21 protein-coding genes are annotated in these 23,149 nt (G+C 70.4%); 12 read left to right on the forward strand and 9 right to left on the reverse strand.

All coding sequences use genetic code 11. The features are described 5' to 3' along the window. The first annotated feature begins 161 nt into the window (after positions 1-161). The 11 genes from glmU to ACIN94_RS04085 all read left to right on the forward strand — a co-directional run bounded on the left by glmU (position 162) and on the right by ACIN94_RS04085 (position 11,459). On the forward strand, positions 162-1,613 hold the full coding sequence (gene glmU / locus ACIN94_RS04035) for a bifunctional UDP-N-acetylglucosamine diphosphorylase/glucosamine-1-phosphate N-acetyltransferase GlmU (protein WP_400699301.1): 1,452 nt from the start codon (positions 162-164) through the stop codon (positions 1,611-1,613). Next, entirely contained in the window at positions 1,610-2,587 is a 978-nt protein-coding gene (locus tag ACIN94_RS04040) for a ribose-phosphate diphosphokinase (protein ID WP_400699303.1), read from the forward strand. Before glmU ends, ACIN94_RS04040 begins: the two co-directional genes overlap by 4 nt. 102 nt (positions 2,588-2,689) lie before the next feature. Further along, on the forward strand, positions 2,690-3,292 hold the full coding sequence (locus tag ACIN94_RS04045) for a 50S ribosomal protein L25/general stress protein Ctc (RefSeq protein WP_400699306.1): 603 nt from the start codon (positions 2,690-2,692) through the stop codon (positions 3,290-3,292). Between the two features lie 63 nt (positions 3,293-3,355). Continuing rightward, positions 3,356-3,961, forward strand: coding sequence for an aminoacyl-tRNA hydrolase (gene pth, locus ACIN94_RS04050; RefSeq protein WP_400699309.1), 606 nt, complete (start codon positions 3,356-3,358; stop codon positions 3,959-3,961). A 124-nt stretch (positions 3,962-4,085) separates the two neighbouring features. Then, positions 4,086-5,552, forward strand: coding sequence for a sugar transferase (locus ACIN94_RS04055; RefSeq protein WP_400699312.1), 1,467 nt, complete (start codon positions 4,086-4,088; stop codon positions 5,550-5,552). Next, positions 5,552-6,319, forward strand: a complete 768-nt coding sequence (locus tag ACIN94_RS04060) for a 3'(2'),5'-bisphosphate nucleotidase CysQ (RefSeq protein WP_400699314.1) — start codon at positions 5,552-5,554, stop codon at positions 6,317-6,319. The genes ACIN94_RS04055 and ACIN94_RS04060 overlap by 1 nt, the downstream gene beginning before the upstream one ends. Before the next feature lie 19 nt (positions 6,320-6,338). Beyond that, positions 6,339-7,253 (forward strand): sulfate adenylyltransferase subunit CysD, encoded by a 915-nt coding sequence (gene cysD, locus ACIN94_RS04065; protein ID WP_400699316.1) that lies wholly within the window; start codon positions 6,339-6,341, stop codon positions 7,251-7,253. Then, a complete protein-coding gene (cysN, locus tag ACIN94_RS04070; RefSeq protein ID WP_400699319.1) occupies positions 7,253-8,515 on the forward strand; it encodes a sulfate adenylyltransferase subunit CysN in 1,263 nt (420 codons plus the stop codon). The genes cysD and cysN overlap by 1 nt, the downstream gene beginning before the upstream one ends. A gap of 204 nt (positions 8,516-8,719) precedes the next feature. Beyond that, positions 8,720-9,682 carry a sulfotransferase gene (locus ACIN94_RS04075; RefSeq protein WP_400699322.1) on the forward strand — a complete coding sequence of 321 codons (963 nt, stop codon included), beginning with the start codon at positions 8,720-8,722 and terminating at the stop codon, positions 9,680-9,682. Next, positions 9,679-10,620, forward strand: coding sequence for a glycosyltransferase family 2 protein (locus tag ACIN94_RS04080; protein ID WP_400699325.1), 942 nt, complete (start codon positions 9,679-9,681; stop codon positions 10,618-10,620). The genes ACIN94_RS04075 and ACIN94_RS04080 overlap by 4 nt, the downstream gene beginning before the upstream one ends. Positions 10,621-10,646: 26 nt before the next feature. Further along, positions 10,647-11,459, forward strand: coding sequence for a WecB/TagA/CpsF family glycosyltransferase (locus ACIN94_RS04085; protein WP_400699328.1), 813 nt, complete (start codon positions 10,647-10,649; stop codon positions 11,457-11,459). A gap of 48 nt (positions 11,460-11,507) precedes the next feature. On the opposite strand, the gene ACIN94_RS04090 is transcribed toward ACIN94_RS04085, so the two are convergent. The 7 genes from ACIN94_RS04090 to ACIN94_RS04120 all read right to left on the reverse strand — a co-directional run bounded on the left by ACIN94_RS04090 (position 11,508) and on the right by ACIN94_RS04120 (position 19,624). Continuing rightward, positions 11,508-12,410, reverse strand: a complete 903-nt coding sequence (locus ACIN94_RS04090) for a sulfotransferase (RefSeq protein WP_400699331.1) — start codon at positions 12,408-12,410, stop codon at positions 11,508-11,510. Further along, positions 12,407-13,711 carry a lipopolysaccharide biosynthesis protein gene (locus tag ACIN94_RS04095; RefSeq protein ID WP_400699334.1) on the reverse strand — a complete coding sequence of 435 codons (1,305 nt, stop codon included), beginning with the start codon at positions 13,709-13,711 and terminating at the stop codon, positions 12,407-12,409. The genes ACIN94_RS04090 and ACIN94_RS04095 overlap by 4 nt, the downstream gene beginning before the upstream one ends. After that, positions 13,699-14,556 (reverse strand): sulfotransferase, encoded by an 858-nt coding sequence (locus ACIN94_RS04100; RefSeq protein WP_400699337.1) that lies wholly within the window; start codon positions 14,554-14,556, stop codon positions 13,699-13,701. Before ACIN94_RS04100 ends, ACIN94_RS04095 begins: the two co-directional genes overlap by 13 nt. Continuing rightward, entirely contained in the window at positions 14,553-15,452 is a 900-nt protein-coding gene (locus tag ACIN94_RS04105) for a hypothetical protein (protein WP_400699340.1), read from the reverse strand. The genes ACIN94_RS04100 and ACIN94_RS04105 overlap by 4 nt, the downstream gene beginning before the upstream one ends. Beyond that, positions 15,449-16,741 (reverse strand): hypothetical protein, encoded by a 1,293-nt coding sequence (locus ACIN94_RS04110; protein ID WP_400699343.1) that lies wholly within the window; start codon positions 16,739-16,741, stop codon positions 15,449-15,451. Before ACIN94_RS04110 ends, ACIN94_RS04105 begins: the two co-directional genes overlap by 4 nt. An 87-nt stretch (positions 16,742-16,828) precedes the next feature. After that, complete coding sequence (gene iscB, locus ACIN94_RS04115) at positions 16,829-18,136, reverse strand: RNA-guided endonuclease IscB (RefSeq protein WP_400699346.1); 1,308 nt, start codon at positions 18,134-18,136, stop codon at positions 16,829-16,831. A gap of 330 nt (positions 18,137-18,466) precedes the next feature. Continuing rightward, a complete protein-coding gene (locus ACIN94_RS04120) occupies positions 18,467-19,624 on the reverse strand; it encodes a YveK family protein (RefSeq protein ID WP_400699349.1) in 1,158 nt (385 codons plus the stop codon). A 300-nt stretch (positions 19,625-19,924) separates the two neighbouring features. Between ACIN94_RS04120 and ACIN94_RS04125 the strand changes: the two genes are divergently transcribed. Next, complete coding sequence (locus ACIN94_RS04125) at positions 19,925-21,007, forward strand: glycoside hydrolase family 26 protein (protein ID WP_400699352.1); 1,083 nt, start codon at positions 19,925-19,927, stop codon at positions 21,005-21,007. Here the strand turns inward: ACIN94_RS04125 and ACIN94_RS04130 are convergent. Both ACIN94_RS04130 and cysC read right to left on the reverse strand, forming a co-directional pair. Then, positions 20,891-21,844, reverse strand: a complete 954-nt coding sequence (locus tag ACIN94_RS04130; protein ID WP_400699355.1) for a sulfite exporter TauE/SafE family protein — start codon at positions 21,842-21,844, stop codon at positions 20,891-20,893. The two genes, ACIN94_RS04125 and ACIN94_RS04130, sit on opposite strands and share 117 nt — an antisense overlap. 45 nt (positions 21,845-21,889) lie before the next feature. Beyond that, positions 21,890-23,119: an adenylyl-sulfate kinase gene (cysC, locus tag ACIN94_RS04135; RefSeq protein WP_400699358.1), complete on the reverse strand. Its 1,230-nt coding sequence runs from the start codon at positions 23,117-23,119 to the stop codon at positions 21,890-21,892. Positions 23,120-23,149: the final 30 nt, after the last annotated feature.

Below are 23,149 nucleotides of genomic sequence, written 5' to 3' on the forward strand. Positions count from 1 at the left end.
GCTTCTGTCCGGTTTATTAACCGGGCTGGTCGGCTGGGGGGGTTCTCGGCGGGGAAGGTATCCTCACGTTGTCGAGTGGGTTACCAGCTGCTGCCCTCGTGGTGGCCGGCGGGCATCCCGCTCCGTCATGTCTCAGCCGCGATGCCGAGGGAGCCTCGTCCGTGAGTGTGCCGCGCCCGGCAGCTGTCATCGTCCTCGCCGCCGGCGAGGGCACCCGGATGAAGTCGAAAACACCCAAGATCCTGCATGAGCTGTGCGGCCGTACCCTGGTCGACCATATGCTCGTCGCCGCTCGAGGTCTCGAACCCGAGCGGCTCATTGTTGTCATAGGTCACGAAAGAGAGCGGGTCCACGCACATCTGACGCGGACCAGTCCGGACGCGCAGGCCGTTGTGCAGGCCGAGCAGAAGGGGACCGGTCACGCGGTCAGAATCGTGCTGGAAACGGCCGGCACCATCGACGGCACGGTCCTGGTCACCTACGGGGACACACCGCTGCTGCGCACCGGCACCCTCGCCACGCTGCTGGAGCGGCACGAGCAGGACCGCAACGCCGTCACCGTGCTGACCGCCGAGGTCCCCGACCCCTACGGCTACGGCCGTGTCATCCGTGACGCCAAGGGGGCGGTCCTGGAGATCGTCGAGGAGAAGGACGCCAGTCCCGAGCAGCGGATGATCCGGGAGATGAACTCCGGCGTCTACGCCTTCGACGGGGCGCTGCTGGCCGACGCGGTCAAGCGGGTGTCCACCTCCAACGCCCAGGGAGAGGAATATCTCACCGACGTCCTGTCCATCCTGAGGGAGGACGGCCATCGGGTCGGCGCGCACATCGCGGCCGACTACGTCGAGGTGGAGGGCGTCAACGACCGGGTGCAGCTCGCCTCCGCCCGCGGGGTGCTCAACTCCCGGCTGCTGGAGACCCACATGCGCGCGGGGGTCACGGTGATCGACCCGGCCAGCACGTGGGTGGACGTGGACGTGACCCTGGGACCGGACGTGGTGATCCACCCGGGCACCCAGCTGCACGGCCGTACGGTCGTCGGGGAGGGCGCCGAGATCGGCCCGGCCTCCACGCTGACCGACACGGTCGTCGGCGAGGGTGCGGTGGTCCGCAACGCCGTCTGCGTCGAGGCCGAGATCGGTCCCGAGGCCCTGGTGGGCCCCTACGCCTATCTGCGGCCGGGCACCGTCCTCGCCCGCAGGGCCAAGGCGGGAACCTATGTCGAGATGAAGAACGCCCAGGTGGGCGAGGGGGCGAAGGTGCCCCACCTCACCTATGTGGGCGATGCCACGATCGGCGCCGGGGCGAACATCGGCGCGTCCTCGATCTTCGTCAACTACGACGGCGTCAACAAGCACCGGACGACGGTGGGCGAACACGCCTTCGTCGGGTGCGACACCATGCTCGTCGCGCCGGTGAACATCGGCGACGGCGCATACACTGCCGCGGGGTCGGTCATCGACGGTGACGTCCCCGCGGGGGCGATCGGCGTTGCCCGCGGGCGGCAGCGCAACATTGAAGGATGGGTCGTGCGCAGGCGCGCGGGCACCAGATCGGCTGAGGCGGCGCTGCGGGCCGCCCAGACCGGGAATCAGCAGGGGAGCAAGTCGTGAGTGGCATCAAGCAGACCGGTGAGAAGAACCTGATGTTCTTCTCCGGGCGCGCCCATCCGGAGATCGCCGAGGAGGTGGCCAGCCACCTCGGGATAGACATGACCCCCACCGTGCTACGCGACTTCGCCAACGGCGAGATCTACGCCCGTTACCTGGAGTCGGTCCGGGGCTGTGACGCGTTCGTCATCCAGAGCCACACCGGGCCCATCAACAAGTGGATCATGGAGCAGCTCATCATGGTGGACGCGCTCAAGCGCGCCTCCGCCAAGCGGATCACCGTGATCATGCCGTTCTTCGGCTACGCCCGCCAGGACAAGAAGAGCCGGGGCCGCGAGCCGATAACCGCCCGGCTGATGGCCGACATGTTCAAGACCGCGGGCGCCGACCGGCTGATGTCGATCGACCTGCACACCTCCCAGATCCAGGGCTTCTTCGACGGCCCGGTGGACCACCTGTTCGCCATGCCGGTGCTGGTCAACTACCTCAAGGACAAGCTCGACCTGGAGACGACCACGGTCGTCTCGCCCGACACCGGCCGGGTCCGGCTGTCGGAGCGCTGGGCCGACACGCTGGGCACCCCGCTGGCCTTCATCCACAAGCGCCGCGATCTCGACGTCGCCAACCAGGTGAAGGTGAGCGAGGTCGTCGGCAAGGTGCGCGGCCGCACCTGCGTGCTGATCGACGACATGATCGACACCGCGGGAACGATCTGCAAGGCTGCCGACGCGCTCTACGAGCAGGGCGCCACCAACGTGCTGGTGGCCGCCACGCACGCGGTGTTCTCCGACCCGGCCGTGGACCGGCTGAAGAACTCCAAGATCTCCGAAGTGATCGTCACCAACACCCTGCCGCTCGCCGAGGACAAGAGGTTCGACAAGCTCACCGTGCTGTCGATCGCCCCGTTGATCGCCCGCGCTATCACCGAGGTCTTCAACGACGGCTCCGTGACGAGCCTGTTCGAAGGCGACAGCTGACCCGCTAAGCTGTGAGGATTGCGTGCGTCCGTAACGCCTTCCGCTAGGGCGGGTGAGGGGGGACGCACCTTCCGCCTGTCGAAGATCCCTAGGAGATCCGTCATGTCCGAAGTAGTCATCAAGGCCGAGCCGCGCAACGAGTTCGGCAAGGGCGCCGCCCGCAAGATCCGTCGCGAGAACAGGGTGCCCGCCGTTCTCTACGGACATGGCACGGACCCGCAGCACCTGTCGCTCCCGGGCCACGAGCTCCTGCTCGCCCTGCGCACGCCGAACGTGCTGATCCGCCTCCAGGGCGCGGCCGACGAGCTGGCGCTGCCCAAGGGCGTCCAGCGTGACCCGATCAAGGGCTTCCTCGAGCACGTCGACCTCCTCCTGGTCAAGCGTGGCGAGAAGGTCACCGTCGACATCCCCGTCACGGTGGTGGGCGAGGTGGCCGACGGCATCCTCGACCAGCTGCTCGTCTCCATCTCGGTCGAGTCCGAGGCCACCCACATCCCGACGGGCGTCGAGGTCGACATCGAGGGCATGAGTGTCGGCACCCAGGTCACCGCCGGCGACCTGAAGCTCCCCAAGGGCACCACCCTGGTCGCCGAGCCGGAGACGCTGGTCCTGCACGTCGCCGCGGCCCCGACCGCCGAGCCCGCGGCCGCCGAGGGTGAGGCCGCTGAGGCCGCCGAGGGTGAGGCCGCCGAGGCCGCCGAGTAGTTTTCTCTGCTACACCTGTCAGGGCAGTCCGGGACCGGGCTGCCCTGACGCGCATATGAAGGGATGCCGACCGTGGACCGCTGGTTGGTCGTTGGCCTGGGGAACCCCGGGCCGGAGTATGCCGGGAACCGGCACAACGCGGGTTTCATGGTGCTCGACGAGCTCGCCGCCCGGGCCGGAGGGCGCTTCAAGGTGCACAGGTCACGGGCCGAGGTGCTGGAGGGCCGTCTGGCGGGCGCTCCCGCGGTGCTGGCCAAGCCGCTGTCCTTCATGAATCTCTCGGGTGGCCCGGTCAAGGCCCTGGCCGACTTCTACAAGGTGGACCCGGCGCGCGTGATCGCGGTCCACGACGAACTGGACATCCCCTACGGCGCGCTCCGGGCCAAGCTGGGCGGCGGCGACAACGGTCACAACGGGCTGAAGTCGATCACCAAGTCCCTGGCCACCAAGGACTATCTGCGGGTGCGGTTCGGCATCGGCCGCCCACCCGGGCGGATGGACGCCGCGTCCTACGTCCTGCGGGACTTCGTCACCGCCGAGCGCAAGGACCTGCCGTTCCTGGTCGACCGGGCCGCCGACGTGGTGGAGTCACTGATCACTTCGGGCCTTGAGGCGACCCAGAACGCCTTCCACGCCGGCGACCTGAACATCTCCGGGCCGCCCCGGTAGCGGAGGCGCACCGCGTGGTGGCCCGGCCGATCGGCCCGGCCGCCCCGGTGGTGGAGAACGTTTCGGTCTTCAACCCTCCGGCGCCTCTCCCTCCCGCTAACATTCGGTCACTGTCCGTTGGTAAATGGTTACGCAGGGGGAGCGCGTGCGTGACGTGACCGTCGTCCAGGCGATACCGAGATCCGTGACGGCGCCCCGCCCCCGTAGGCCGGGTTGGGTGCGCGGGTATCGGGCGCGAGCCGTCGCCGCCGACATCGGTTCCGCCTCCCTCGCCGGATTCCTCGCGCTGTCCGTCCGTTTCGGTGAGGTGACTCCGTACGTCGCCCCCTACGTGATGGTGAGCGCCGTGCTCCCCGTCGCCTGGATCTGCGCGGTCGCGCTGAACCGTGCCTACGAGCCCCGCCTGTTCGGCCTGGGCCCGGAGGAGTTCCAGCGGGTCTTCCAGTGCGGGTTCATGTTCACCGCGGCCCTCGCCATCGGCGCCTACGTGACCAAGACCGAGGTGGCCCGCGGTTACGTGGTGCTGGCGATCCCGCTGACGACGATTCTCACCCTCCTCTCGCGCTACGGCCTGCGCCGCTCCCTGCACCGGAGACGGGTGCGGGGCGAATGCATGCGGCGGGTGGTGGCGGTGGGCCACCGGGCCGCGACCGCCGAGCTGATCCGCAGGTTCCGCCGGGAGCGCTACCACGGCATGGAGGTCGTCGGGGTCTGCGTGCCGCGCGACGGCATGGGCGACGTGGAGGGCGTCCCGGCCCTGGGGGACCTCTCCGACGTCGCACTCGTGGTCAGGCAGATCGCGGCGGACACCGTGGCGGTGCTGGCCTGCCCGGAGATGGACGGGGTGGCGCTGCGCCGGCTGGCCTGGAGGCTGGAGAAGACGGACACCGATCTCGTCGTGGCCCCGGCGCTGATGGAGGTCGCCGGTCCGCGGATCACGATCCGCCCGGCGGCGGGGCTGCCGCTGCTGCACGTGGACCATCCCGAGATCACGGGTATGCGCCAGGTGGTCAAGAACCTCTTCGACCGGATCGGGGCGGGGTTGCTGCTGGTCGTGCTGCTTCCCCTCTTCGTCGGCCTCGTGGTGGCCGTACGGACGTCGAGCCCGGGGCCCGCGTTCTTCCGCCAGAGACGGGTGGGCCGGGGCGGCACCGAGTTCACCATCTACAAGTTCCGGACCATGGGCATCGACGCCGAGCAACAGAGGATCGACCTCGCCGGGGACGGGCAGGGCGTGTTGTTCAAGATTAGGAAAGATCCGCGTGTGACCCCGCTGGGCGCCCGGCTCCGCCGTCACTCCCTGGACGAACTGCCCCAGTTGATCAACGTATTGCTCGGACATATGTCGCTGGTCGGCCCTCGGCCGCCACTGCCGGACGAGGTCGCCCGGTACGGCGACGACGTCCGCCGCCGGCTGTTGGTCAAGCCGGGGATGACCGGACTCTGGCAGGTGAGTGGGCGATCTGACCTCTCCTGGGAGGAATCCGTCCGTCTGGATCTGCGTTATGTGGAGAACTGGTCCCTCACGCTGGACCTGCAGATCCTGTGGAAGACTTGGTCGGCTGTCGCGCGAGGAGCTGGAGCATACTGATGACGATCCGTGACGACCACGTTCTCGCCATGGACCTGGCGGCGGAGGCGGGTGAGAGGCTGCTGGCGCTACGGGAGAGAGAGGGGTTCGCCGACCCCTCCGGGCTCCGCGAGGAGGGCGACGCCTCCGCGCACCTGTTTCTGATGGAGGCCCTGGCACGGTCACGCCCGAACGACAGTGTGCTGTCCGAGGAGGCGACCAGGGAGGAGCGTCTCGACCCTCGCCGCCTGCGTGCCGAGCGGGTGTGGATCGTCGACCCGCTGGACGGCACCCGCGAGTTCGCCGAGGAGGGCCGGAGCGACTGGGCGGTCCACGTGGCGCTCTGGGAGCGCGGCGCGCTGACCGCGGGGGCGGTGGCGCTGCCCGCCCAGGGCCGGACGCTGTCAACCCTCGAACCGCCCGTGCTGCCCGCGCTCCGGCCGGACGCCAGGCCGAGGATCGCGGTCAGCCGGACCCGGCCGCCGGAGTTCGTCCAGAGTCTGGCCCGCCTCGTCGGCGCCGACCTGGTGCCGATCGGATCGGCGGGCGCCAAGATCTCCGCGGTGCTCACCGGCGAGGTCGAAGCCTACGTGCACGCCGGTGGCCAGTACGAATGGGACTCCGCCGCGCCGGCGGCCGTCGCCCTCGCCGCGGGAGCCCACGCCGGCCGCATCGACGGCTCACCCCTGACCTATAACCAGGCTGACCCCTCACTGCCGGATATCCTTGTTTCCCTACCGGGACTAGCGCCAACGTTGCTCGCTGGAATCCGGGATCTGCACCGATAATCCCCGCTAGGAGAGTCTGATGCTCCAGAGCGACTACACAACGTCGCAGCTCGATGTTCTCGAGGCAGAGGCCGTTCACATCATGCGTGAGGTGGCGGCCGAGTTCGAGCGTCCGTGTCTGCTCTTCTCCGGTGGCAAGGATTCCATCGTCATGCTCCGCATCGCGGAGAAGGCCTTCTGGCCCGCGCCGATCCCCTTTCCACTGATGCACGTCGACACCGGGCACAACTTCCCCGAGGTCATCGAGTTCCGCGACCGCCGCGCCGGGGAGCTGGGCGCCCGCCTGGTCGTGGCCAGTGTGCAGGACTCCATCGACGCGGGCCGGGTGACCGAGGAGACCGGCCGCCGGGCCTCCCGCAACCGCCTGCAGACCACCACCCTGCTGGACGCGATCGAGGACAACGAGTACGACGCGGTGTTCGGCGGTGCCCGCCGCGACGAGGAGAAGGCCCGCGCGAAGGAGCGGGTGTTCTCCTTCCGCGACGAGTTCGGCCAGTGGGACCCGAAGAGCCAGCGCCCTGAGCTGTGGAACCTCTACAACGCCAGGATCCGCAAGGGCGAGCACATCCGGGTGTTCCCGCTGTCCAACTGGACCGAGCTCGACATCTGGGACTACATCCGCCGCGAGGGCATCGAGATCCCGTCGATCTACTACGCGCACACGCGCACGGTGTTCGAGCGGGACGGCATGCTGCTGGCCGACAGCGAGTTCATCGTCCGCGACGAGGACGAGCCGCTCTTCGAAGCCGTGGTCCGTTATCGCACGGTGGGCGATGTGACCTGCACGGGAGCCGTCCAGTCCGCAGCGGCGACGGTCGAGGAGATCATCGACGAGATCGCCGCCACCCGGATCACCGAGCGCGGCGCCACCCGCGCCGATGACCGCGCCTCCGAGGCCTCCATGGAAGACCGCAAGAGGGAAGGCTACTTCTGATGGACATTCTCCGCTTCGCCACGGCGGGAAGCGTCGACGACGGCAAGTCGACCCTCATCGGGCGGCTGCTCTTCGACTCCAAGGCGATCTTCGAGGACCAGCTTGAGGCCGTCGAGCGGACCTCCCGCGACCGCGGCACCGAATACACCGACCTGTCGCTGCTCACCGACGGCCTGCGGGCCGAGCGGGAGCAGGGCATCACGATCGACGTGGCCTACCGCTACTTCGCCACGCCCAGGCGCAAGTTCATCATCGCCGACACCCCCGGACACATCCAGTACACCCGGAACATGGTCACCGGTGCCTCCACCGCCGACCTGGCGATCGTGCTGATCGACGCGCGGAAGGGCGTGCTGGAGCAGTCGCGGCGGCACGCGTTCCTGACCACGCTGCTGCGCGTGCCGCACCTGGTGCTTGCCGTGAACAAGATGGACCTCGTCGACTACTCCCAGGAGCGGTTCGAGGAGATCCGCGAGGAGTTCACCTCGTTCGCGGCGAAGCTGAACGCCCCGGACCTGACGTTCATCCCGATCTCGGCGCTGCACGGCGACAACGTGGTCTCGCGTTCCGAGAACATGCCCTGGTACAACGGCTCCTCCCTGCTGCACCACCTGGAGAACGTGCACATCGCCTCCGACCGCAACCTGGTCGACGTGCGCTTCCCAGTGCAGTACGTCATCCGCCCGCAGCGGGCCACGGATCCGGCCTTCCACGACTACCGCGGCTACGCCGGCCAGGTCGCCGGCGGCGTGCTCAAGCCGGGTGACGAGGTCGTGCACCTGCCCTCGGGCCTGGTCACGCGGATCACGTCGATCGACACCTTCGACGGACCAGTGGACGAGGCGTTCGCACCGATGTCGGTGACCCTCCGGCTGGAGGACGACATCGACATCTCACGTGGCGACATGATCTGCCGTCCGAACAACCAGCCGCAGGTCGCCCAGGAGCTGGAGGCGATGATCTGCTGGATGACCGACGCGAGCAAGCTGAGCCCGCGCACCAAACTGACCATCAAGCACACCACCCGCACGGCCCGCGCCCTGGTCCGCGACCTGCACTACCGGCTGGACGTCAACACCCTGCACCGTGACGAGACGGCTCCGTCGCTCGGCCTGAACGAGATCGGACGGGTCTCGCTCCGCGTCACCCAGCCGCTGTTCGTGGACGACTACGCCAGGAACCGCCTTACCGGCGGCTTCATCCTGGTGGACGAGTCCACCAGCAACACCGTCGGCGCCGGGATGATCGTCGACGCGAGGTAGTGCCCGGCCCCGGGCCCTCGACGCACCCCTCACACCGGCCCTCTCCGCCGCGCCCGCAGCCCGGGTGGGACGGAGAGGGCCGTTCTGTTGCCGGTCCGGCCATGACATCTCCCAGGTAGATCCTTTTCCCGTTCCTTGACCCCTTGGTCACTCTCCGCGATAGCCTCGGCACGTTCCGTATCCGTCAGGTAAGGATCCGTGCCTGTGTCTGACAGCCCCTCCCCCACCCGGGTCGTTTTCGTGGGCGGCCTTGGCCGCAGCGGCACCACGCTGCTGGAACGCCTCCTCGGTGAGGTGCCGGGCATCGCGCCGCTCGGGGAGGTCGTCCACCTCTGGACGAGGGGCGTCCTGGCGGACGAGGCGTGCGGATGCCGCCGGCCGTTCGGCTCATGCCCGTTCTGGTCCAAGGTCGGCGAGCGCGCGTTCGGCGGCTGGTCCGAGGGATTGGCTCTCCGGATGCTCGACCTCAGGCAGCAGGTGGATCGCACCCGGCGCATCCCCATCCTGGCGCATCTCCTCACCGAGGAGCAGACGGGCGCCCCCGTCGCGTGGCCGTCCCCCGGACTGGCCGGCCTCGATGAATACATCGCCGTTCACCGGCGCCTGTACGACGCGGCGGGTGAGACCGCCGGCTGCCCTGTCGTGATCGACTCCAGCAAGCACGCCTCCCTGGCCTTCTGCCTGGCCGCCGCCGGAGTCGACGTGCATGTCGTCCACGTCGTCCGCGACCCCCGTGCGGTCGCGCACTCCTGGGGCAGGCGGGTCGTGCGCCCCGAGGACGGCCGCCCGATGACCCGATGGTCGCCGGCCCGCACCTCGATGCACTGGCTGGCCCAGAACCTCAGCCTCGAACTCCTGGCACGCAGGGGCGTCTCCGTCACCCGAGTCCGCTACGAAGACCTTCTCGAAGCCCCCGGTGACACGCTCAGACGCCTGGTCGCCAGGATCGGGATCCGGCCCCGCCTCGACTTCCTGGCCGACTGCGAGGCCGAGCTTTCGACGGCCCACACGGCCTCGGGCAACCCCATGCGCTTCGCCGTCGGCCGGATCGACCTGACCCCGGACGACGGCTGGCGTACCGCTGCCTCAGCCCGGCACCAACGCCTCGTCACCGCACTGACCTGGCCACTCATGAACAGATACGGATATCGCGGGAGGCCGGCGTGACTCAATCGGTGGGCGTGGTCATCCCCACGCGAGGGCGTCGGCCCGACCAGTTGCGCTCGGCCACGCGTGCCGCGCTCGGCCAGGACCATTCCGGGGCCGTGGAGGTCGTGGTCGTCGTGGACGGCGTCGACCCGGTCCTGGTTACCGACCAGATGGCCGACCTGCTGGCCGGCCGGGCCCTGACGGAACGGCGGGGAGAGGTGGTCTCGCGGAGCGTCCGGGTGGTGGCCAACCGGCTCTGCCCCGGCCTGCCGGGGGCACGCAACACCGGCATCGCGGCGCTCGGCACCGACCTCGTGGCCTTCTGCGACGACGACGACCAGTGGCTGCCCGGCAAGGTCGCCGCGCAGGTCGCCGCGCTGGAGGCGGTCCCGGGTGCGGAGTTCTCCAGCACCGCCATCGAGGTCGAGTACGGCTCGCGCCGCGTCGTCCGGCTCGCCGGGACCGAGCTGATCACCCGGGCTCACCTGGTGCGCTCACGCATGGTGATGGTCCACTCCTCGACGTTCCTGTTCCGGCGTGGTGCGTTCTGGGCCGACGAGAGTGCGCCGGGAGGCCAGAACGAGGACTGGGACCTGGCGCTGCGTGCCGCCGCGCGCCACCCGATCGTGCACGTCGACCGCCCTCTGGTACGCGTCCGCTGGGGCGACTCCCTGTACGCGACCCGTTGGGCCGACCGAATCGCCGGGCTGGAATGGATGCTCGCCCGGCACCCTGATCTGGCCGTGGACCCGCGCGGCGCGGCGCGGGTCTACGGTCAGCTCGCCTTCCACCACGCCGCCCTCGGCCGGCGCAGGGAGGCGGGCCGCTGGGCCTGGCGTGCCTTCGCCGCACGGCACGGCGAACCTCGCGCCCCCATCGCGCTCGCTGTGGCGGCGGGTCTGGTGTCAGCCCAGGCCGTGCTCAGCACGTTGCATCACCGCGGGCACGGCATCTGATGGCGCTCAGGGCAGTCCATGAGGCGTTGAGCGTCCCGCGCCAGCGGCCGCGACCGGACAAGGCCACCCGCAAGCGCCTGCGCCGCAGGGTGCACGTGGCCGGTCTCGCGATCGACCCGATGACCGAGGGGGAGGTCGTCGACCACGTGGTCGACGCGCTGAAGCGGGGGGAGGGCGGTCACCTGGTCACTCCGAACGTCGACATCAGCTGGGCCGCCGCCCGCGACCCCGGAGTACGCGAGCTCATCGAGGACGCCGACCTTGTGGTGGCCGACGGTATGCCCCTGGTGTGGGCGGCGAAGCTGCTCGGCACGCCCGTGCCCAGCCGGGTCGCCGGCGCCGACCTGATCTGGTCCCTGGCGGAGGCCGCCACCTTCTACCGTTACCCGATCTATCTGCTCGGCGGTCCGCCGGGGGTGGCCGAACAGGCGGCTGACCGGCTGACCGGCCGCCATCCCGGGCTGCTCGTCGCCGGGACGGACGCCCCGCCGTACGGGTTCGAGACCACCCCGGAGAGTTACCGGGAGGTCAGAGACGCCGTGGTGGCGGCCGGTCCCCGGCTGGTCTTCGTCGGACTGGGCTTCCCCAAGCAGGACCGGCTCATCGCGATGCTCCGCAAGGACCTGCCCGGCGCCTGGTTCGTCGGCTGCGGCTCGGCCATCGCCTTCGCGGCCGGCACGGTGCCCCGGGCGCCCGTGTGGATGCAGAAGGCAGGGCTGGAGTGGCTCTTCCGGCTGCTCAACGAGCCGGGCCGGCTGGCCCGCCGCTATCTGCTCCACGACCTGCCGTTCGCACTCTGGCTGCTCACCGTCTGCCTGTTCCGCCGGCTGTTCTCCTGATCCCCGCGACCGGCGGCGGGCCGGTGATCTCCCCGCCGGCCTCCCCCCCTACCGGGAGGCGAGCTCCCTGACCCGGCGGATCTCCTCGGGAGTCAGCCGTCCGGCTGCCGCGGCCAGAGCCTGGCGGGAGTCCATCGGCCGGTAGGCCGTGCGGGACAGCCCACTCCAGGCGAAACCGTCGGCACCGCCACCGGCTGCCGTACACGCGCGGGAGATGCGCTCCTCGGCGCGGGCGGACCACGTCAGGCCCGACCATCCGTACAGCCGGCGGAAGCCGCGCGGCGGGTCGGTGGCCAGATCCTCGTAGCGGACCAGCAGGATTCCCGGGTGCCGTGCGGCCAGCTCGGTGGCGACCGTCCGGGCCGCCCGCCAGAGCGCGACGGCCTTGGCGAGCCGGTCCTGGCAGCCCACCAGCGGGCGGAGCGCCTCAAGATGCGGGTGGTCCCGGATCAGCAACGGCTGTTCGAGCAGCTCATGGAAGTAGATCGTCCAGCCGAGCCGCTGCCAGCTCCCGACGAACGACACGGGGTCACGGAGCAGGATGATCACCCGGCAGCCCAGCCGTTCGGCGAACCAACCGGCCGAGAACAGTGCGAACGGGTCGTCCAGCAGTGCCCGGCGTCCGGTCAGCCGGCCGAGCGTGAACGCGGTGCCGTACCGGACCATCCTCGCCAGGTCGTACGGCGAGCGGTTACGGCGCAGCTCGGCCAGGAACCGGTAACGCAGCGCGGCCGTGTCGGTGAAGGCGGGCAGCCAGACCTCGTCGTTGTCCGGGCAGATGTACTGGAAACGGTGGGTGACCTGGGCGTTGAGCACTCCGGGGGACCGTCCCGGCGGGTGCTGCGGGTTCAGCGGCTCGTTGACGTAGACCAGCTCGCCGCTCGCCGAGAGCATCTTGCCCGTCCAGCTTGTCCCGCTCCGGGGCAGCCCGGTCACCAGGACGGGCGTCATCGCGCCCGCCACGACGTCAGGGCGGCGAGGCTGTGGACGCCGAAGGGACGCAGGCCGTAACGGCGGTGGATCAGCCAGAGCGGGAGCAGGTTCTTGACCAGCACACCCCCGGCCCAGCCGAGGGCCGCGCCGAGCGCCCCGCAGGTGGGGATGAGCAGCACGTCCAGCACCACGGTCACCGCGATGGCGGCGACCAGGGCGGCCAGGCTGGAGCCGGTGTGCCCGGCGGCGGTCAGCACCACGTCGACCATGCCGCAGGCGGTGGCCAGCATCATCGTCGCGGCCAGCACCAGCGCCACCGGGACGCCGGCGGCATAACCGTCGCCGAACAGGCCGAGCAGCCAGGGCGCGAGCGAGGCATAGCCCAGCCAGATCGGCCAGGTCAGCAGGACGAGCCAGATGGTGGCCGACTGGTACAGCTCGCGGGCGCGCGCCAGGTCACCCTCGGCCAGCGCCCGGACCAGCCTCGGCTGCACCGCCTGGGCCAGCCCCTGGTTGGCGAGCTGGCCGACGACCTTGAACCGGGTGGCGGCGGTGTAGACCGCAGCCTCGACCGGTCCGGCGAGCATCGCCACGACCACGATGTCGAGCCGCTGGAACACCGCCTGGATCGCGGCGGCCGCAGACCGGGGCCAGGTGTAGCGCCAGAAGTCGTGGACGGTGCCCGGCAGGTAAGGCATGTACGGCAGCCGCCGGTGCAGCCAGAGCGCCGCCAGCACCAGGGCCGGGAGGGCCGGCAGACCCCAGGCCGCCGCCAGCAGGGGCGCCGACTCCGCGCCCGCCAGTATCACGGCCCCGACCAGCACGAGCTGGGCCACCGGCTGGAGCACGCCGTCCAGCAGCACGGTGGGCCGCATCGCGCCGAACCCCCGGGTCGCGGCCACCACGACGTCCGCGCACACCATCACCGGGAGTGCCGCGGCCAGCACCCGGACCGTGGGGTCGGGCGCGGTGAGCACGGCCACCACCCCGGTGAGCAGCGAGAGCGTCACAACGGGGACGAGCGCCGTCCGGACATAGCCGCGGGTGCGGCGATATCCGGACGGCCGTGACCGGGCGATGAAGTAGATCAGCCCGTTGCCGGCGTCCATCCGCAGGATCCCGCCGGCCATCAGGCAGAGCGCGGTCGCCGCGAAGAAGGTGCCCGCAGCCTCCTGACCGGCCTCCCTGGTGACCAGCACGACCACCCCGAACTGCGCGGCGGCGCCGATGCCGGCCCCCGCCAGCCCGGCCAGCCCGCCCCGCGCCGGCCCCTTCAGCCAGGGCAGGCGGGGCAGGCGGCCAAAGGTCAGCGCCGCCATGTCGGCTCCGCGCCGAGCCACGAGGTCAGCAGGGCGTCGGACGCCTCGAAATGGTCGGTCAGCTCCCGGCGCAGCGACTCGGGCATCGGCGCGGGCCGGGGCCGGGCGTTGTGCCGCTCGAACACCGGGTCACCAATGTGCGGCAGCCCGAGGAACTCCAGCACCCGGTCGTAGACGACCTCCGGCTCGGTGAAGAACCGCCCGCTGTCCAGGACGAGCAGCCGATCCCGGCCGATCAGCGGTTCCAGCGGGGCGAGCTGTTCGGCGTAGCGGCCCCTGGCCAGGTAGGCGTGGTGGCGGTGGGAGTGGTGCACCGAGTAGGGGGAGGCGCACAACCCCTCCACCGCCCCGGCCAGCCTGCTCTCTTCCAGCTCCACGGCCCTGGGGAAGGAGGTCTCGGTCTCGAAGCCCCGCGCCAGCTCGTGGGCGTGGGCCGAGAAGGCGCGTTCCACCGGGTCGCGGACCAGCACGATCACCTTCACTCCGGGCAGATCCCAGGCGATCCGGGAGCAGGCGAGCGGATGGAACAGGTAGTAGGGCGACGACTCGAAGGCCTGGGGGCGCCAGCCGTACCGGCGGGCCAGCCGGGCGGCCGTGGCCCGCAGCGGAAAGTGCGCGCGGTACCAGAGCAGGCCCCGGTCGTAGCCCACGTCGAAGTAGTGCACGCCCTTGTGCAACACGGGCTTGAGGATCAGCGGATGCTGGGCCAGCGCCCGGTAGAGAGAGGTGGTGCCGGAGCGCTGTGCCCCGGCGATCAGGAACGAGGGCAGCATCCGGCTCCGGGCGGTGAGGCGTCCGGTGGTCCGCGAGAGAACGTGGACGGAACGCTTCAGTCTGGTTTTCACGTAAGGATTTCCTGGAAGTCGACGACGGGATTGAGCCAGTGGTCGGGCGGACCGAACGGGGCGTGACCGTCGGCCGCATGCCGGTCCGCCAGCGCGATCAGGTAGCGGACGGCGGTCAGCCTGGACTCCGCGGCCGACAGCCCGAACGGAGCGAGGATGGGCAGCGACTGTGCCAGGCACGCTCTGGCCGCGGTCGCCGGACCGGTGCGGCGCAGAGCGCGCTGGAAGAAGTGGTGGAGGGCGTCGAAACCGGGCGGCACCCCGGTGGCGAACCGCTCCCAGTCCCAGACCAGCAGCCGCCCGTCCGCGCCGCGTGCGATGTTCCACGGGGAGAAGTCGCCGTGCCAGGCGGACCCGCGCCCGGGGATCCGGCTGATCTCGCCGACCGCGTCGATGAGCAGGTCTGCGGAGATCCGGCCTCGCCGTACGGGGAGCGGGCTGAGCGCGAGCACGGACAGGCCGCGCCAGGATCCGTGGTGCAGCACGGACGGCGGGACGACGGTCCGCAGCGGCACGCCGGCGAGCAGGTGGAGGGTCCGCGCCTCGTTCGCGATGAGCTCGCGGCCCCGGTCGGTGTCGCCGATCTTCACGAAGGCGGCCAGTCCGTCCGGGGCGTGGGCCTCCAGGATCGGTTTGCGGTTGACCCTCAGGGCGGGCCGGACGTGCAGCACGACCCGGATCGGGGTGCCCAGCACCTCGCTGAGGTAGGTCTCGACCGTGGCCTCCCCCACCGGGACCGTGATCTTCCTGCCGGGGTGCCACCAGGCGCGGGGGACCAGCCTGCGGGGGAGAAGGGGGTGGGGGAGCAGGCTGTAGGGCCGACCCTCGCCGGGACCGGGGAACAGCAGGTCGAGGGTCTCGCTGAGATAGCGCAGCCGGACGCGGGCGTCGTTCATCCGGCTCCGCTCGCCATCGAATTCCTCCAGAGCAGTGCGAATGAGATCAGGTACAGGCTGAGCGGTGTGACCAGCCCGTCGTAGACGAACATGTAGAGCAGGGTCAGGATCATCACCAGGACTCCGGCCAGGCCGATCGGGCTCCGGTCGTGCCAGTGGCGGCGGATGGCCCCGGCGAAGAACGCCACGTAGAGCGCGGCTCCGACGAATCCCTGCGTGATCATCAGATGCCAGAGCTGGCCGTCGCTGCCCAGTGGGGGATGACCGCAGGTGTCACACCAGCTGGTCTTCCCGGTGGTGACCGTACGGTGGTTGCCCATCGCGTTGCGGGTGTTGCCGTAGCCGATGATCGGCGAGGTGCCCGCGGCGGCGACGGTCGCCGACACGGTGAAGGCGCGGATGTCGTTGCTGTGCGGGCTGTCCAGCCGCTGGGCCACCATCGTGTGCAGGGGGGTGAGGAACAGCACCAGCGCCCCGCAGGCGGCGGCCGAGCAGACCAGGACGCGGGCTCTCGGGCCCAGGCGCAGGAACAGGTAGGCGCCTGCGACGCCCAGGCCGATCCAGAGGCCGCGGTTGAGGGAGTAGACGATCGGGACGGCGGCCAGCGCGAGCAGCGGGGCCACGGCCAGGCGCCTGCGCGGGCCGCCGTACACCCACCAGCCGACCACGAACCAGATGAGCAGCACCGAGATGTTGCTGCCCCAGGCGTTGGCCCACTCGAACGGGGCCTCCGGGCGCGGGGAGGCATGGCCGAGGACCTTCTGCACCTGGGCGGTGGTGGGGTGGATCAGATTGCGGACGAAGGAGTTGCCGCTGACCCACCCGGGCAGGATCCGCTCGACCGGCGAGGTGAAGTCGGCATGCGGGGCGAACACGCCCAGCAGGCCGCCCGCGACGGTGGTGATGAACAGCGCGCCCAGCATGCGCACCAGGGTGAGCTGGGGCAGCTCCCGCTCGGTCAGGTTGCCCAGGTAGAGCACCATGATCAATAGTGAGACGTAGAGGAGCAGTCGCATCACATAACCGATCAGCCGGCCGGCGCTGAACTCGCCGTAGGTGCTGGGTGGCATCTCGTCGAGCATGAGGGCGCTGATCAGGTAGCCCGCCAGCAGCAGCAGCCAGAGCCCGAACCCCCGCGGCGCCCTGATCGGCCGTCGGCGCCACAGGACCAGCGCCATCGGCGGGGCCAGCACGATCACCGACAGCCCACCGATACCCAGTGCCCACCACACCGGGTATCCCACCAGCAGCGCGGCGATCGGCCAGGCCGCCCGGTGCAGGCCTCTCACCAGAACCTCCCGAGGATGCCCCGGCCTTCGGGCCGGGGAGGAATCGGGAGCGGGAGGGCCGCCCAGGCCCGAACGCGCCCTAACCAGTCAGGTATTTCGATCAGCTTCTTTCTGAGTCGTGTAGCCGTAGCCGTCCGCGCGCTGAAGATGACGGACATGCCTGTGGTTGATCCCGGCGACGCGACCGTGCCGGGTGGTGATGTCGAACGAACCGGAGGAGCGGACCAGGACTCGCCCGAGGTGAACCCCGGCCTTCTTGCCTGCCGGGACGTTCGCCCGGACCAGGTCGCCGGTCTGGAAGCCGTGGTGCAGTTTGATCCGTGGCCGGACCAGACGGGGGAACCCGTAGCGGTCGGGGGTGGTGCGGGCGTAGGTGCCGCGCCCGGTCGCCGTGACCACCAGGACCGTGGACGGCCAGACGGTCACGGTCTCCAGTTCGCCGACGTGCAACGCGTCCAACGTGTGCGACTTCGGCGCTTGGGTGCGGGAGCGGTTCCACTTCGTACGACCGCCCGAGGCGGGGTGAACGGGCAGGCCGGTCGCTTCCAGGGCCCGCCACAGCGCCCACCGGGTGGCGTTGACGGCGGCGGCGTCGCGCAACGGCGCTTTGGCCTGCTTGAGGATCTTCGTGAGCAGCGCGGGCCTGCCCGTGAGGAACTCCTCGATCGGGGTGGCGCTCTTCGCCTGGTTGCAGGGGATGCAGGCCAGGGTGAGGTTGCTGATCCGGTCGGAGCCGCCCCGGCTGCGGGGGTGGATGTGGTCGAGGTTGAGCGGCACGTCCTGCTTGCCGCAGTATGCGCACGCCCGGCCCCACGTGGCGAGCAGGTATTCGCGGACCTCGTACCCGGCGAGGGTGCCCTGCTGGTATTCCGCTCCTTCGAGCGGTCGCCCGGCCGACATGCTGTGGGTGTCGAAGGAGACCCGCTCCACGTGCACGGCGGCCACGGGCGCCCACCGGGTCAGCCGCGCCACCTGCGACAGGGTGGTGTCGAGGCGGTGGCGCAGCGACGGCGCCAGCCACCCCTTCGGCTTGGTGCGGTTGGAGAACCGGGGCGCGCGGTAACGCAGGTTTTTACTGCGGCGCCGACGCCGATACTGCGAGCGGGCGCTGAGCTTGTCGCGGATCAGTGCGCCTCGGTGGTCGAGCTGGAGCGCGTACCTGCCGGTCCGGCTCCCGCCGTGGCTGGTGAACACGGCCAGGCCGGTGTGCTTGCTGCCGGGGTCGATGCCGACGTGCACGCCTTCGACGGTCGAGGTCGCCGCGTCGCGGTCCTTGAGGCGGATGACGAACGGGGTGTGACGGGCCACCACCGCCCGGCCGGCCGCCAGCAGGCGGCGGGCACGGGCCGGGTGACACGGTTGCAGCGGGGTGCCGTGTCTGTCCAGGACGAACACGACGGGGTGAACCTCACGGTTGGCTCCCTCAGACGTCGAAGCGTCCTCGGGGTGACGCCGAGCAGACCGGGTGCCGGTCGGCTCGATCTCCCCTCGCCCAGGTTGAACACCAGGTACCGCCGTGTGGCGGTGTCCGTGAGCCGTTTCGTGCCCACCCTCGGGCGTGTCTGCTCCCACGGATTCCAGAGCGGCAGGCTGAGGAAGCACCTGCCGGTGGGTCTGCGATCTTGTGTTCAACGTAGCCATCTGGTCTGCACCTCCAATAGGTGATGGCTGGGGCTGGTCAACGCGGGGCTTCAAAGCGCATTACTGCGCCTCAAGCCCCCTCCTTCAGGAGGGGGTCGTTGACGCAGGGAAGACCAAGGTGTCGGTCGGGGGCGGCGGCGAGGGCCAGGGCGGGTCCGGCGCCCGCCGGCTCCCGGCGGAGGGCGTCCCCGTGGAGGAGGACGGGCCGGAGTCCCGGGGGCCGTAGATGTCCGGTGGCTCGCCCGGAGGGGTGACGACCGCGCCGATCACGGGGATTCCGCGTTCGGTGAGCTGCCGTACGGCCTGCGTCACGTCACGCGAGGAGGTCCCGGGCACGCTGACCAGCAGGACGGCACTCCCGGTGCCCGTCAGCTCCTTGAGCTCCCGCGCGCTGACGATGTCGAGGCCGGTCAGGCGCTTGACGTCGGCGCCCTCGCGGATCCGGGTGTCCAGGCGATCGCGGCCCCAGGCGACGGTGACCCCGGCGAGCAGGCCGATCATGAGGCCGCTGCCGAGGCTGAGGGGAGCGCTGGGGGAGCTGGGCTCGGCCGGCGCGGCCGCGTCGCTGATCACCGATCCCGGGGTGACGGCGATGGTCTTGAGCGCGTCGTATCTGAGGGTGAGGTGGTAGGCCTGCCTGCTGAGCATGTTCTGCCGCTGCAGGGCGATGGTCCGCTCCGACGTTCCCCGCGCCAGCTTGGGCAGTGTGTCCGCCGCCGCGACCAGGCCCGCGCTGACCTGCCTGAGCTTGGTGAGAACCGTCTTGAGCTGGGCGTTCAGTGCCTGCGTGGTGGACTCGCTCCGGTTGGCCAGGTAGGCCTGGGCATAGGCGTCGGCCCCGGCGGCCGCGGTGTGCGGGTCGGCGGCCGTGTAGGAGATCCGCAGGACCGAGGTGTTGGGCGGCACGGACACCTCAACGGCCCCCGGCTTGCCCCTGAGCGCGGGCGCGACCTTCTTGGCGACCACCTCGGACTGGGCGACCTGCACCTCGGTGTCGAGGTTGAGCAGCTCACGCTGCCGGTTGGTGACCTGGTTGGTCTGCTCGGAGAGGCCCGTCGCGGACACCAGCACCTGGGCGGACGCGGTGTAGGCGGGCGGGGTGAGCCGGAACTGGGCGACGCCCCCGCCGAGTCCGGCCACAAGGAAGATCAGGAGGGTCAGCCATCTGCGGCGGAGAAGGGACGCGTAGTCCGACAGCTCTCCGCCGGAACGGCGGATCGAGACGTCCGGAGGCAAGCTCATGCGGGTGCCTTTCGGGCGGCGTCGACGCTTCAGGACCCTAGGAACTATAGGTCGGATCGCCATTTCGCCGATCCGATACGCAAGATTTTCTTCAGGGGATCACGGCTGATCACGGTGAGATAACTGTCATTTATTAGACATTTCCCTACTCTTTTCTGTGAGGTGCGACGCGGACTGGCGAAGTCCGGGACATGGCACGTCCGGGGAGTGAGATGGTGTGCCGCGAGTAAAGTCAGGAACCGTTCGCGTGGAGCATCTGTGGAGGGATCGTTGCCTCGGATAAATACCTTTTTAGGGGCATTGTCACGCAAGGCGAGAATTGGCGGTGCGGGTCTGGCGCTGGCTCTCGGAATGGGCGCGTGCGGTCAGCCTCCGGCGATTCCCGAGAACTCGCCGGAGCCTGCCGCGGCCCGGGTCAACGCCCTGCTGGGCATCCGCTCGACGGTGTCCGCCTGCGCGGTCACCGACAGGCTCATCCCCTCGTGCGGGGCGTGGTGGGGGGTCGCACCGGAGATCTTCACCGGGCGGCGCCCCGGCCGGGCGCTGGCGCGGGCCGAGAGGCGCATGGGCCGCCCGGCCGACATCATGCACGTCTACCACCGGGGCTCAGAGCTCTTCCCGACCCCCGAGGAACGGAAGATCGCCCGCGATCCCGCCGGCCGCAGGCTCCTGCTGGTCAACTGGAAGCCGTCCTCCGACCGCACCTGGGCGGAGATCGCCGGCGGTGCGATCGACCGGCGGATCGACCGGCTGGCCGACCATGTCCGCCGGAGCTTCCCCGAGAGGTTCTTCCTGACCGTGCACCACGAGCCGGAGAACGACGTGCTGGGGTATCCGGGCTCGGGGATGACCGCCGAGGACTACTCCGCGATGTTCCGGCACGTGGTGCTGCGCCTGAGGCAGCGGGGCGTGAGGAACGTGGTCACGGTCATGACCTACATGGGCGCGCCCAGCTGGGCGGCCGAGCCCTGGTTCGAGAGGCTCTACCCCGGGGACGACGTGGTCGACTGGGTGGCCATGGACCCCTACGCCGACGACAGGGTGCGGACCTTCGACGGGCTGGTCAACAAGACCCGCGTGGAGTTCGCCGGGTGGCCGGGGTTCTACCGCTGGATGCAGTCGCGCTTTCCGACGAAGCCCATCATGATCGCGGAATGGGGTGTGTTCGAGCGCCGTGACGATCCCGGGTTCAAGGAGGCGTTCTTCTCCTCGGTGCGCCGGGAGATGCGGCTCTATCCGCAGATCAAGGCGCTGGTCTACTTCGACTCACCGCGTGCTCCCCGGGGAGACACCCGGTTCGACACCACTGCCGGTGGCCTGAGGACCTTCGAGGACCTCGCCCGCGATCCCTACCTCCGCGCGACCGCGGTTCCTGACCAGTGACCACCCGGCGGCCCCGGCGATGACGGCACCGGCCAGGATCCAGAGCGTGGCCGCGTTCCCCGCGCCGAGGAGTTTCAGCGCGGACGCCAGCAGCACCACCGCGAGCAGCGCCCGGATGACCCCGCCGGGCGCCCGGGCCGAGATACGCGCGCCCAGGTAGACGCCGGGGATCGAGCCGGCGAGCAGCGAGGTGGTGATGTCGAGCTGGAAGTCACCGAACAGCAGGTGCCCGAAGGCGGCCGAGACGACCAGCGGGACGGCCTGGACAAGGTCGGTACCGACGAGCTGGTTGGCCTTCAGCGCGGGGTAGAGCGCGAGCAGCGCCACGATGATCAATGACCCCGAGCCCACGGACGAGATCCCGACGATCAGACCACCAACCGTACCGACCAGTAAGGTCGGAAATGGGCGCACGACAATGTCGCCGAGGTCCGCCGAGGACTTCCCTTCATGCCGCGAGAGCCAGGTCTTGGCGACCAGGCCCGCGACGGCCAGGAGCAGCGTGATGCCCAGGGCGTATCTGATCGCCTGCTGGAGCTGCTCGCCGTCCCCGAACGCCCGGGCCACGAGCACCCCGCAGAAGGCCGAGGGCACCGATCCCGCGCACAGCCAGCCGACCAGCCGCAGGTTGACCGTGCCCCGCCGCAGGTGGACGAGCCCGCCGACCGGCTTCATCACGGCCGAGGCGACGAGGTCACTGGAGACGGCGGCCAGGGGAGGCACGTTGAAGAACAGCATCATCATCGGCGTCATCAGCGCGCCGCCGCCCATACCGGTCAGGCCGACGACGATCGCGACGAGGAACGATCCCGCGGCGAGGGGGAAGTCGATGACCATCGGTCGTTCACCCCGTCCTCTCGCTCACCGTGCCGGCTTCTCCGCTCAACGGACCCACCCTCCCTGGATCAACGGGTCAAGCACCTGCTGGACGGCCCGCTCCACGCTGATCGACGTGGTGTCGATGACCAGGTCCGCGTCGTCGGGCTCCTCGTAGGGGTCGGAGACGCCGGTGAACTCGGGGATGAGCCCCGCCCGGGCCTTGGCGTAGAGGCCCTTGCGGTCGCGGCGCTCGCACTCGGCGAGCGGGGTGGCCACGTGGACCAGCAGGAAGTCGGCGCCGACGGCCTCGACCATCGCGCGGACCTCGTCGCGGGTGGCGGCGTAGGGCGCTATGGGCGCGCAGATCGCCAGCCCGCCGTGCCTGGCGGTCTCGGCGGCGACGAACCCGATCCGGCGGATGTTGAGGTCGCGGTCCTGCTTGGAGAAGCTCAGTCCCGCCGACAGCAGGTGGCGGACCACGTCGCCGTCGAGATAGGTGACCGTACGGCTGCCGCGCTCCAGCAGCGCGTCCCGCAGCCCCCGCGCGACGGTGGACTTGCCGGAGCCGGACAGGCCGGTGAAGAAGACCACCAGCCCCCGCCGGTGCGGCGGCCCGGGGAGCGTCACGGGCTCGGGGCCGGCCAGGTGCTCCGTCGCGCCGTAGGCCTCGGCCACGTGCTCACGCAGCTCCAGGTCGATGCTGGGCTCCTCCCGGGGTGCGAGCGGCACCACGGCCACGAGCGTGTCCCCGGGCAGCCTGTCGCGGGCCTTGAGCGCCGCGCGGACCACCGCGGGGCCGCCCTCGCCGAAGGCCAGCGGGAGCAGCAGGACCGTCGCGTCCAGCTCCTCGGCGGTCGCTCTGATCTCCTCCAGGTCGTCCAGCGGCCCGCGCATGGTGACCGCCAGCACCTCCCGGCCGGAGAGTTCCTTGCGGATCTCCGTGGGCGTACGGCGCAGCCGGGCGAAAGGTCCGTGTTCGGGCGCGTCCAGCGCCTCCACGGGTCCGGCGACGGAGCCGCCCGCCCGCTCGGTGACGGTCAGCACGGCCAGTGCGACGCCTTCGGGGTCGCGTAGCGTGATCCGGTCGCCGGAGGCGGCGGGGTGGTCGTCGGGCAGGGTGAACGACACGGGCGCGGGCCACGGGGTGCCGTCCGCCAGCGTGCCGTGCTCCTCCACCGCGTGCGTGTCCGCGGAGCTCAGAAAGCCCGTCAGCGGCTGGAAGGCACCGGAGAGCAGTAGCTCCAGATCGGCCAGCTCGTGGGCGTCGGGGGTCCACTCGAAAGGCGCCGTCATCTGCTCCACAATTCCGATCGAATTAGTCGG

It is taken from the genome of Streptosporangium sp. NPDC087985 (genome assembly GCF_044741965.1).
Taxonomy (GTDB): domain Bacteria; phylum Actinomycetota; class Actinomycetes; order Streptosporangiales; family Streptosporangiaceae; genus Streptosporangium.